Annotated in this window: 9 protein-coding genes; 4 read left to right on the forward strand and 5 right to left on the reverse strand. The window is 59.4% G+C overall.

The genetic code is table 11. From position 1 onward, the window contains the following. Window positions 1–69: 69 nt before the first annotated feature. Both FJW00_RS21620 and FJW00_RS21625 read right to left on the reverse strand, forming a co-directional pair. Window positions 70–912 (reverse strand): MurR/RpiR family transcriptional regulator, encoded by an 843-nt coding sequence (locus FJW00_RS21620; protein WP_009087824.1) that lies wholly within the window; start codon window positions 910–912, stop codon window positions 70–72. 399 nt (window positions 913–1,311) lie between these two features. Beyond that, window positions 1,312–3,225, reverse strand: a complete 1,914-nt coding sequence (locus FJW00_RS21625; protein ID WP_140925626.1) for a bifunctional 5-dehydro-2-deoxygluconokinase/5-dehydro-2-deoxyphosphogluconate aldolase — start codon at window positions 3,223–3,225, stop codon at window positions 1,312–1,314. A gap of 548 nt (window positions 3,226–3,773) precedes the next feature. Between FJW00_RS21625 and iolD the strand changes: the two genes are divergently transcribed. From iolD to iolE, 3 genes are all read left to right on the forward strand, one after another. Continuing rightward, entirely contained in the window at window positions 3,774–5,714 is a 1,941-nt protein-coding gene (gene iolD / locus FJW00_RS21630) for a 3D-(3,5/4)-trihydroxycyclohexane-1,2-dione acylhydrolase (decyclizing) (protein WP_140925627.1), read from the forward strand. A 62-nt stretch (window positions 5,715–5,776) separates the two neighbouring features. Beyond that, entirely contained in the window at window positions 5,777–6,787 is a 1,011-nt protein-coding gene (gene iolG / locus FJW00_RS21635) for a bifunctional inositol 2-dehydrogenase/D-chiro-inositol 1-dehydrogenase (RefSeq protein ID WP_140925628.1), read from the forward strand. 47 nt (window positions 6,788–6,834) lie between these two features. Then, complete coding sequence (iolE, locus tag FJW00_RS21640; RefSeq protein ID WP_140925629.1) at window positions 6,835–7,731, forward strand: myo-inosose-2 dehydratase; 897 nt, start codon at window positions 6,835–6,837, stop codon at window positions 7,729–7,731. A 52-nt stretch (window positions 7,732–7,783) separates the two neighbouring features. On the opposite strand, the gene FJW00_RS21645 is transcribed toward iolE, so the two are convergent. Beyond that, window positions 7,784–8,338, reverse strand: coding sequence for a DcrB family lipoprotein (locus FJW00_RS21645; protein ID WP_009087815.1), 555 nt, complete (start codon window positions 8,336–8,338; stop codon window positions 7,784–7,786). Between the two features lie 117 nt (window positions 8,339–8,455). Beyond that, a complete protein-coding gene (locus tag FJW00_RS21650; protein WP_140925630.1) occupies window positions 8,456–9,121 on the reverse strand; it encodes a 7-cyano-7-deazaguanine/7-aminomethyl-7-deazaguanine transporter in 666 nt (221 codons plus the stop codon). 204 nt (window positions 9,122–9,325) lie between these two features. On the opposite strand from FJW00_RS21650, the gene tusA reads away from it, so the two are divergent. Further along, window positions 9,326–9,577, forward strand: coding sequence for a sulfurtransferase TusA (gene tusA, locus FJW00_RS21655; protein WP_009087811.1), 252 nt, complete (start codon window positions 9,326–9,328; stop codon window positions 9,575–9,577). 52 nt (window positions 9,578–9,629) lie between these two features. Here tusA and FJW00_RS21660 read toward each other — a convergent pair whose 3' ends face one another. Next, a complete protein-coding gene (locus FJW00_RS21660) occupies window positions 9,630–11,918 on the reverse strand; it encodes a zinc/cadmium/mercury/lead-transporting ATPase (RefSeq protein ID WP_140925631.1) in 2,289 nt (762 codons plus the stop codon). Window positions 11,919–11,979: the final 61 nt, after the last annotated feature.

Consider the following 11,979-nt stretch of genomic DNA (forward strand, 5'->3'; position numbering starts at 1 on the left):
CGGCGTCAGAAAAGCAGTCTCTCAGCTATAAGGGCAGCGGGTCACGCTGCCCTTTTTTGCGCCCTGAAATCAGCTGGTGCCGGCGTTGTTGAGCGCCAGCGACACCGCCAGCGTCTGCGCCAGGCAGAGAGAGGCAACCTGCGAACGGAAGCCATCCACCTGGGCTTCACGCACCACAAAGCAGACGTCGCTGAAGGCGGCCAGCGGACTGACCTGGCTGTCGGTAATCGCAATCTGATGTGCGCCGCGTCGGGCGCCCATCTCCACCACTTCGACCGCTTCACGCGCATAGGGTGAATAGCTGATGGCAATCACCACATCTTTAGGGTTAACGAGGCTGAGCTGCTCGGTAAACATCCCGCCCAGGCCATCAATCAAAAACGCGCGCCGCTCCAGATGACGCAGCGCGTAGACCAGATAGGAGGCGACGCTGAAGGAGCGGCGCAGGCCAATCACATAGATGTTCTCTGCCTCGCTCAGCAGTTTTACCGCCTTGTTCAGCTGTTCAGGATTCACCTGCATCGCCAGCTGCTGCAGCGCCTGGCTGTTTACCATCGTAAAAACGTTGAGGATCTCTGACGGACTCTCAGGGGCGCTGGCGTTGTCATCGGTGGATGTCTGACGGAACAGACGCGCACGCTCGGTGTAGTTGACCGTCTCTTCCATCAGGTGCTGACGAAAAACCTGTTTCATTTCGTTGAAACCGCTGAAGCCAAAAGCATTAGCAAAGCGAATCAGGGTAGAGGGGGGCACATCGGCCTGCTGGGCAATCGAGGCGACGGTATCAAACGCAATACTGTTACTGTTATCAAGAATGTAGCGCGCAACCTGTTTAAGACGTTTGCTCAGCGTTTCGTAGCGGCGACGAATATCGTCCTGCAACAGAGAAAGTTGGGTGGGATTATTGTTCATCACTTCTGCCCGAATAATTAGAATAATGGCTGTATAATGAGCGCTATAGTATCAGATGGATGGAAAATTTCATTTGTTTGCGTCAATCGCGCGGTTTATTTCATGGCTTTATGAAATGGTTCACAGATTGGCTTGAGAGCCCGGTACGCGCCTCTTCACAGGCGATAAGCGGGTAAAAACCGGCGTTAAATATCTGTGGCGGTTGAGAAATGCGGTCAGGATCTATCTGGCAACAACGCATCAGCCAGATGAGCAGGGAACACGGTCAGAAGAGGAAAGCGTCCCGCGTCAGGGATGACGCGGGCCGAGCATGCCATGGATGGCGGGTGTCGCGTCTTTCCGATCTGACCGTGTTCCCGGCGTCTGCACTTTCTCAAAGCGGCTTTTAGCAGAACAGCATCAGGCGCGCGCCGCGCGCCAGTATTCAATCAGCCGCAGATAGTTTCCTTTGACGCGCGCAATCAGCGCCTGATCGTCCAGTTCCCCCTGCAGCCACTCGCGTGAAGGCTGACCAAAAATAGTCCGGCCCACCGCAAAGCCTTTTACCCAGGGCGCGCTGGCCGCTGCGGCAAAACCCGCTTTCAGCGTCTCTTCGGGCGCATCCAGACCCAGTAGCAGAATGCCGCGACAGTACGGGTCCTGCTGCTCAATCAGCGTCCCGATCGCCTCCCAGCACGCTGCGGACAGCGGCGGCAGTTTCCACCAGTCAGGCTGGATGCCCAGAGAGTAAAAATGGCGCAGAATGTCCACGTAATGCGCTTCATTCCTGTCCGGATTGCTCTCAGGCAGGATCACTTCCAGCAGCAGCTCATGGCCGCTTTTGTTACAGCCCTGCCAGACGTCGAGTATCAGATCATCCTGCTCTTTGCGCAGTTCTGCGCTGTCGTGAGGATGGTAAAACACCAGACACTTCACCACATGCTCGGCGGGCCAGTCGATCAGCTGCGAACCGATATTGCCATGCTCCAGACGCAGCGGACGTGAGCCGGGCTGCTCAATCGGACGGCCAATCCACCACTGCTTACCGGTAATCGCATTTAGCGCTTTCTGCCCGTAGGTGGTATCCGCCAGAATCCCGCTTTTATTCTCTAACCCCGCCTCTTCGGCAGCCTGCTGAGCGGCTTTCAGCAGCAGCAGCTTCAGCGGCGGGATCCGGCTGGCATCCACGCCCGCCTCCTGTGCCATCTCTGCCAGCTGCTTGCGGTGGTCAAAGGCAAAAACATTCAGCTCCGGCCACTGCTGTTTGCGGGTGGTGACCCGGTGCAGATGATTCAGACGGCTGTCGAGATCGGGGCGCTTCACCGCATCGTCGCGGCTCAGGAAATCATCCAGTTCGGCTTTGGTCGGCATGGCGGGTGCACAACCGTGGCGTGAGACCACCAGCGCCCCACAGGCATTGGCGTAACGGCACGCCTGCTCCCAGCCTTCATCATTCAGCCAGCCGCGCAGCAGTCCCGACATAAAGGCGTCACCTGCACCCAGCACGTTGAGTACGTCGACGCGCACGCCGGTGTGCAGGCGGGTCTCTTCCCAGCTATCCGGGATCGCTCCCTCAAACACCACGCAACCCAGCGGACCGCGTTTGCAGACCAGCGTCGCCTGACTCGCCTGACGCACATTTTTCAGCGCGGTCAGGGTGTTCGTGCTGCCACCGGCGATGTGAAACTCCTCTTCGGTGCCCACGATCAGATCGAAATAGTGCACCACTTCCTGCAACTGCTGCGTCACCTGGGAGGATTCAATGAAACGCGTTTCACCGTCACCCGGCGAGGTCAGCCCCCATAATACCGGGCGGTAATCGATATCCAGCGCGGTGCGAAGGCCGTTCTGGCGGGCAATCTGCAGCGCTTTCAGCACCGCTTCACGGGTCTGCGGATGGGAGAGGTGGGTTCCGGTCACCGCCACGGCGCGGGCTGAGGTAATGAAAGCCTCATCCACGTCATCCGGCACCAGGCCCATATCCGCGCAGTTATCGCGGTAGAAAATCAGCGGAAAAGTCTCTTCATCTTTGATGCCGAGGATCACCAGCGCGGTCAGGCGCCGCGGATCGGTAATCAGCGCATCCGTGTTACAGCCGACGCGCTGCAGTTCTTCACGCAGAAAGCGACCATTGTGCTCATCCCCGACCCGCGCCAGCATGGCCGATTTCAGCCCCTGAATCGCGGTGCCATAGGCGACGTTGCCTGACGATCCGCCCAGATACTTCGCAAAGGAGGTGACATCTTCCAGCCGTGCTCCAATCTGCTGACCATAAAAATCAACGGCAATACGCCCGATACAAATCACATCAAGCGGCTTCTGTTGTGCATTCATACCTGTGGTTTCCTTCTGTGACTGGCAGAGCCGGCGGGCAAAACGCGCGACGTCAGATGCGCGCTGCGTTCGGGTCTGTAAGAGCCTGACTGGCGATGAGGGCAGTATGAGGAATAAAAATTCCACATTCAATGTGAAATGAAATATCCATCGCAAATTTGTGAACCAGGTAAAAATCCTGAATCTCCTCTCTCCGCCTGCTTGCTGAGAGGATGATGCCCGCTGCAGCAGGGGTATGAAGGCGAACGCACCTGCTGGCTTGCCGTTCAGCCAGGCGGTGGAAACGGAATGAATTTTTTTATCGTACCCGGCTCATGGCTAAACGTTCCGCTTTTCACCCTCGCGACAGCCCGCCGGGGCTGTCGCAGCGGCTAAATTTGATCTCACTCGCAAAATGAAATGTTTCTTCTGTAAGCGTGTTTTATGAAAAATATATTTGTTTATAATCGCCTCACGTTTCAGTTATTCCGGTCGCCTTTTCCGCCGATGACAGCGCCTGGCGCGGTGTTACGGGAGTCGGGGTCCGCCAGCATGTAAAGGAAAAGCATATGGGCACAATCAGACTGACCACGGCACAGGCGCTGGTTAAATTTCTGGATAACCAGTTCATCGATGTTGATGGCACTGAGACGAAATTCGTCAAAGGCATTTTCGCCATCTTCGGTCATGGCAACGTGCTGGGGCTGGGCCAGGCGCTGGAACAGGATAGCGGCGATCTGGTGGTCTGGCAGGGGCGTAATGAGCAGGGGATGGCCCATGCCGCTACGGGCTTTGCCCGTCAGTCGCTGCGCCGGCAGATTATCGCCTGTAGTTCGTCAGTGGGACCGGGTGCAGCCAACATGATCACCGCTGCGGGCACCGCGACGGCCAACCGCATTCCTCTGCTGCTGCTGCCCGGCGACGTCTTCGCCACGCGCCAGCCCGATCCGGTGCTGCAACAGATTGAACAGAGCTACGACCTCAGCATCAGCACCAACGATGCGTTCCGCGCGGTCAGCAAATACTGGGACCGCGTCAGCCGTCCGGAGCAGCTGATGTCCGCCTGTATTAACGCCATGCGGGTGCTGACCGATCCCGCTGAAACCGGTGCGGTTACCCTGTCGCTGCCGCAGGATGTGCAGGGCGAAGCCTGGGATTACCCCGACTACTTCTTCCAGAAACGGGTGCACCGGCTCGATCGCCGCCTGCCCGTCGCCGCGCAGCTGGCGGATGCGCTGACCCTGATTTCCCGCAAGCGAAAACCGCTCATTATCTGCGGCGGCGGGGTGAAATATTCTGAGGCGGGTGAGGCGCTGCGCCAGTTTGCCGAGCGCTATCAGATCCCCTTTGCGGAAACCCAGGCGGGCAAGGGCACGCTGGTTTCTGACCATCCGCTGAATGTCGGCGGCGTCGGTGAAACCGGCTCGCTGGCCGCTAACCTGCTGGCGAAAGAGGCCGATCTGGTGATCGGCATCGGCACTCGCTATACCGACTTCACCACCGCCTCCAAATGGATTTTCCGCCATCCTGATGTCAGCTTCCTGAACATCAACGTCAGCAACTTCGACAGCTACAAGCTGGATGGCGTGCAGCTGCTGGCCGATGCCCGTGAGGGGCTGACGGCGCTCACCGCCGGGCTGGCATCACAGCACTACAGTAACGACTGGGGCAGCCAGATTGAAGAGGCGCAGAGCCAGCTGCTGAAAGAGACGCAGCGCGTCTATCAGGTGGCATGGCATGATGGCGACTTTGTGCCGGAGATTGCGGATCATCTCGACCGCGACGCGGTGTTTGCTGAGTTTAACCAGCTGACCCACTCCTGGCTGACGCAGAGCAGCGTGCTTGGCACCCTGAATGAACAGCTGCCCAAAGAGGCGGTGGTGGTGGCGGCGGCGGGCAGCCTGCCGGGTGACCTGCAGCGCGTCTGGCGCACCAAAGATTACAACGCCTACCACGTCGAATATGGCTACTCCTGCATGGGCTATGAGGTCAATGCCGCGCTGGGCGTGAAGCTCGCTCAGCCGCAGCGTGAGGTCTATGCGCTGGTCGGGGATGGCTCCTTCATGATGCTGCACTCCGAACTGGTTACCTCCATTCAGGAGGGGGCGAAGATCAACGTGGTACTGCTGGATAACATGACCAACGGCTGCATCAATAACCTGCAGATGGAACATGGCATGGACAGCTTCACCACCGAGTTCCGCTTCCGCAACCCGGAAGGGGGCAGGCTCGATGGCGGCTTTATCCCGGTCGATTTCGCTGCGATTGCCGCAGGCTATGGCTGTAAAACCTACCGGGTTACCACGCTTGAAGAGCTCAGGGCGGCGCTGGAAGATGCCCGCACCCAGACGATTTCTACCCTTATCGACATCAAAGTGCTGCCAAAAACCATGATCCACAAATATTTCAGCTGGTGGCATGTCGGGGTAGCGCAGGCTTCGCAGACCGAACGCGCCCAGGCGGTAGCGGACAAGCTCAACACGCATCTCGGCCAGGCGCGAAAATATTAATTTCAGGGCCGTATCGCGGCCCGTTTTCCTCTTCTCCGTACGAACCCTACACAGGTGTAATTATGACTTTGAAACTTGGCGTCATCGGTACAGGTGCAATCGGTCAGGAACATATTCGTCGCTGCAGCCATGTGCTGCAGGGGGCACAGGTGGTGGCGGTCTCTGACATTAATGTCGAGGGTGCGCGTGCCGCCCTGCAGCGCCTGAACATTGAAGCGGAGGTTTTCCAGAACGGTCACGACGTGATTCAGTCACCGGATGTCGAGGCGGTGCTGGTCACCTCATGGGACCCCACCCATGAAGAGTTCACCCTGGCGGCGATTGCCGCCGGAAAGCCGGTGTTCTGCGAGAAGCCGCTGGCGATGAGTGCCGAAGGCTGCCGCCGGGTGGTGGAAGCGGAGATGAAGGCGGGAAAACGGCTGGTGCAGGTCGGCTTTATGCGGCCTTACGATGCAGGCTACCGCGCGCTGAAAAAAGTGATCACCGATGGCGATATTGGTGAGCCGCTGATGCTGCACTGCGCGCACCGCAACCCAACGGTGCCGGAGAACTACACCACGCCGATGGCGATCACCAACACCCTGATCCATGAGCTGGATGTGCTGCGCTGGCTGACAAATGATGACTACAAAACGGTGCAGGTGGTCTTCCCGCGCGTCACATCGAAGACGCATGGGCAGCTGAAAGATCCACAGATTGTTCTGTTCGAAACCCGGAAAGGGGTGCGCATCGACGTCGAGATTTTTGTGAACTGCGCCTACGGCTACGACATCCAGTGTGAAGTGGTGGGGGAGGAGGGCATTGCGCGTCTGCCCGAACCCTCCTCCGTGCAGCTGCGCAAAGAGGCGCGCCTGTCGAACACGATCCTGGTCGACTGGAAAGATCGTTTTATCGAGGCGTATGACGTGGAGCTGCAGGCCTTTATTAATGATATCAGAGTGGGCCAGCTGACCGGTCCTTCGGCCTGGGATGGTTTTGCCGCCTCGGTAGCCGCCGATGCCTGCATCAAAGCGCAGAACAGCGGGGCGATTGAGCCGGTAGAGATGCCGCCACGTCCTGATTTTTATCGCTGATTCAGCCCTGTATGCGGCCTCGCCGCGCTCCGTCCGGGAATAAGATGATGAACAAAGAAAATGTAAAACTGGCGATCGCGCCGATTGGCTGGACCAACGATGACATGCCGGATCTCGGCCATGAAAACACCTTTCAGCAGACCGTCAGTGAGATGGCGCTGGCGGGCTTTACCGGCAGCGAAGTGGGCAGCAAATACCCGCGCGATCCGGCGATCCTGAAGCCGATGCTCGATATCCGCGGCATTGAAATCTGCAACGCCTGGTTCAGTACCTTCTTCGCCAACGGCGATAAAGCAAAAACCATCGATGAGTTCATCAATCACATGAACTTTCTCCATGCAATGGGGGCGCGGGTGATTGGCTGTTCTGAGCAGAGTAAAAGTATTCAGGGCACCCCGCTGGCGGTGTTTGAGCAGAAACCCATTTTCAGTGATGAGGAGTGGCAGTTAACGGCCGACGGCTACAACGAACTGGCACGCCTCGCAGCAGAGAAGGGGATGCGCGTCACGCTGCATCACCATATGGGCACCGGCATTCAGACCACCGAAGAGATTGACCGCTTTATGGCCATGACTGACGATCGGGTCGGATTGCTCTATGATACCGGCCACATCTACTACTCCGAGGGGTCACAGCAGCAGATGCTGGCGGTGCTGGAGAACTATCTGCCGCGCATCTTCCATGTTCATCTCAAGGATGTACGTGATAAGGTGGTCGCGGCGGTTCGCGAGAATCATCTCTCCTTCCTGGAGGGGGTGAAAAAGGGCACCTTCACCGTTCCGGGCGATGGCGTAATCGACTTTAAGCCGGTGTTTAAAATTCTGGATGAGTATGGCTATCAGGGCTGGATGGTCGTGGAAGCGGAGCAGGACCCGGCACTGGCCAATCCGTTTGAATATGCGGTCAAAGCGCGAAAATATATTCGTGAGAATGCGGGGTTATAAACAGCTCTGAGAATGCTGGCCTCCCTGCAATGCAGAGAGGCCAGCGATCGGCTTATTTCAGCGAGATGCTCTTCACGATGTTGTCAGCATCGCTCTGCGCCTGCTGCTGATTATCGCCTGGCAGCGTAATCTGCAGCGTCACCAGCTTGCCGTCGACCTTCGCCAGCACCACCGAAGACCAGGAGGTCTGGTTGTTGGCAGAGATCACCGTATCCAGCTGCTGAGCAGGCTGATCTTTCAGCGTTACCGCTTTGTTCGACACCACCTGCAGCTGCGGGTCGCGGTTACGCTGCTGCTGCTCCATACGCTGCGACAGCACATCCAGCGCTTCGCTGGTCGGCTCACCGGCAATCACGATGATGGCGCGGGCACCGGTTTCATCCGCATAGACATGCATATTGGTCGTCTGCGAACCCAGTTTGCCGCTTTTGTCTGACATGCCTGGCGGCAGTGAGAAGCTCAGTTTGCCATCCATCAGCGTCACGGTTTGCGCCGACTGACTGGCGCTGACGCCGTTGTCATTCGCCGCGTCATCTTTCTTCTGATCGCAGGCTGCTAAGCCCAGAACCAGTAAGCCCATTCCTACATATTTCACCAGGTTACGCATCAGAATCCCTTTTTAAATTTCCGGTCAGGCATCAGTACAACAGGAATCAGGCTGCAAACGCAACCTGATGATTGTCAGAAGATCTTAGCGGGTAATGGCGGAAAAATGTATGGCGGATTAGCCGAAATTTACCTGGCGGGCACTCTGGCGTTCAGCCAGACGTTTCAGCGCGGCGTTAAGCAGCACACCGTAAGCGGGCAGGAAGAAGACCATGCAGATCAGCACCTTGAAGCTGTAATCCACCAGCGCAATCTCCACCCAGTGCTGCGCCATAAACGCATCGGGACTTTTATAGAAGGCGATAAAGAAGAAGGCCAGCGTATCGCTGATATTCCCCAGGAACATGGCACTGCCCGGTGCGACCCACCACTGCGGCAGGCGGCGCAGCCGGTTGAAGACGTGAACGTCGAGGATCTGCCCCAGCGCGTAGGCCATAAAGCTGGCGCAGGCGATGCGGGCCACGAACAGGTTCATCTCTTTCAGTGCCTGCCAGCCCTGCCACTCTCCCTGATAAAACAGCGACGAAACGCCGTACGAGATAAACAGCGCCGGGATCATCACCGCCAGGATAATACGACGGGCCAGCGGTGCGCCAAAAATACGCACGGTGAGATCGGTCGCCAGGAAGATAAACGGGAAGCTGAACGCGCCCCACGTGGTGTGGAAGCCAAAGACAGAAACAGGCAGCTGAACCAGGTAGTTGCTCGATGTGATCACCAGCAGGTGAAACAGCGACAACCAGAAAAGCGCATACATGCGCTGACGCGAAGAAAATGCGAGCATAGTCAACCTTTTTAATGTTGGGGTGAGGGAACCCATTGCGGGACACCGTTCGGGCGGTGCCAGGCAGTTTTATGAGCAAAAAGCGGCGGCATATTACCGCGTTGTGCTTTTTATGCAATGGTTAATTTTAGCGCAATCGTTATCGCCTTGCGTCACGGTCAGCACGCGCTAGAATGAGCGCCCCTGACCTGAAGCGAGTTGAATATGAGCGATCTTTTTTCCTCTGCCGACCATCAGCTGGATGCCCGCGGCCTGCGTTGCCCGGAGCCGGTGATGATGGTGCGCAAAACCGTACGTGGCCTGCAGGAGGGTGAGACCTTGCTGATCATCGCCGACGATCCCGCCACAACCCGCGATATTCCCGGCTTTTGCCGCTTTATGGAACATGGTCTGCTGGCGCAGCAGACGGAGACGCTGCCCTATCAGTTTCTGATCCGCAAAGGGATGGCGGGATAACCCCAGCCGCACCGGCCGCTGTTATCCCCGGCCCCTGGCCGGCGCCGCGCGCTCAGTCACGGTGGCGCAGCAGGCGCAGCGCGTTGGCCGTCACCAGCGCGGTCGCACCGGAATCCGCCAGCACCGCCAGCCAGAGTCCGGTCAGGCCCAGCAGGGTCGTGACCAGAAAAATCGCCTTCAGGCCCAGCGCAATGCCGATATTCTGACGGATAATGCGGCGTGTCCGGCGCGCCAGCGCAATCATCGGGGCCAGCTGCGTGAGCTGATTCCGCGTCAGCGCCGCATCGGCCGCCTCCAGTGCCACATCGGTGCCGCTGCCCATGGCAATGCCCAGCGTTGCTGCTTTCATTGCCGGTGCATCATTGATGCCATCCCCGACCATCGCCAGCGGCTGCTGCTGACTCAGCTCACGGATAGCGGCCACTTTATCGGCGGGCAGCAGGCTGGCGCGATAATCGATCCCCAGCTCGCGGGCGAGCGTCGCGGCGGCGCGCGGGTTATCGCCGGTCAGCATCAGGCTCTCAATGCCGAGCCGGTTCAGCCCCTGAATGGCCGCCACTGCATCGCTGCGCAGCCGATCGCGCAATGCCAGCGCACCCAGCGCCTCACCGTCGCGCATCAGCACCACCATGGTGTTACCTTCCTCCTCCTGCTGTGAAATCTGCCTGCGCTGCTGTGCGGTCAGCCCTGGCGCATGAGCGGGCGTCAGCAGTTCAATCTGCTGCTCTGCTACCCGGGCCCGGATGCCGCGTCCGGCCAGAACCTGCTGATCCCGTGCATCCGGCATCGGCAGATGACGCGCCTGGGCGGCCGCCACAATGGCGCTGGCCAGCGGATGGGTCGCTCCCTGTTCGGCTGCGGCGCTCAGCGCCAGCATCTCCGCTTCACTGGCCGCGCCAAACCGCAGGATCTGCGTCAGCTGCGGCTTGCCCGGCGTCAGGGTGCCGGTTTTATCAAACGCGACTCTGCGCAGCGAACTCAGCCGCTCCAGCGCCGCGCCGCCTTTGATCAGCGCACCCTGCCGTGCTGCTGCCGCCAGCCCGGAGGTAATGGCCGCAGGGGTGGAGATCACCAGCGCACAGGGACAGCCGATCAGCAGCAGGGTCAGGCCTTTGTAGATCCACGGCTGCCAGTCGCCTGCGCCGAGCAGGGGCGGCACCACCATCACCAGCAGCGACAGCAGCATCACCAGCGGCGTGTAGAGACGGCTGAACTGGTCGATAAAGCGCTCGACCGGGGCACGGTGTGTCTCCGCCTCTTCAATCAGCTGCAGGATACGGTCAATAGCGCTTTCACCCGGTTCCGACACCACTTCCAGCTCCACCTGGCGATCCACGCTGGTGGCACCGGCAGGAATCGTTTCGCCGCTGGCTCGCGTGACCGGCAGTGACTCACCGGTCAGCGCGCTCTCATCGAAGCTGGCGAGCGGGCTGATTAACCGGCCGTCGACCGGCAGTCGGCTGCCCGCCGCCACTTCAATCCGATCGCCGGGGCGCAGCGCCGCGAGGGGAACTTCCGTGCGCTGACCCTGTTGCAGGCGGATCGCAGATTCAGGCCGTAACGCCATCAGGCGGGTCACCCCACTGCGCGCTCTGGCGGCGGCATAGCCTTCCAGCTGTTCACCCAGCTGAAACAGCAGCAGCACCATCGCCGCTTCGGCGTGGGCGCCAATGATCAGCGCGCCCGCCGACGCCAGCGTCATTAATGTTTCGATGGTAAACGGCGAACCGCTGCGCAGGCGCTGCCAGGCGCCGCGGGCTACCGGGGCCAGCCCGATGAGCGTGGTCAGCACAAACAGCCGATCGCCCCAGGCGGGTGCGAACTGGCCGAGAACGCTGCTGAGCAGCACCAGCAGCGCCAGTAAAAGCAGCATCCGGTTTTGCTGCCAGCCCGGACGGGCGGCGGGAGTGACTGAGGAGGCTGATGAGGCCGTCAGCTCAAATCCGGCTTTTCTGACCGCCTGTTCGACAGCGTTCCGGACATCCTGGCTGGCGCTGACGACGAGCTTCTCACTGCTGAACAGGACGCGGGCGTCGGTGACGCCGCTTATCTGGCGCACGGCCGTCTCAATGGTGCGGGCGCAGCCGGGGCAATCCATCCCGCTGACCTGCCAGCTGAAGGGGTAACCGGCGTCTCGCCGGTCGCTTTCCTCTGCGACGTCGGCCTCCGTGCCGGGGCTGCTGTTGCTTTCACAGCAGCAGCCTGCCGTATCAGCCGTTACGGGTGTCGCAGCATGAACAGAAAGGGAGAGGGGGCGGGTCTGGCGAACCTGGCACAGCGGTTTTGCTGCAGCGTGACTGGCACGGGATTTGCCGCAGCCACAGGCGTGATGTTGGTGCATATGACCTCCGGAGCGTAAGAAGAGCGGGATGAGCCATGCAGCTCATCCCTTATCCTACACT

The organism is Pantoea anthophila, assembly GCF_006494375.1.
Taxonomy (GTDB): Bacteria; Pseudomonadota; Gammaproteobacteria; order Enterobacterales; family Enterobacteriaceae; genus Pantoea; species Pantoea anthophila.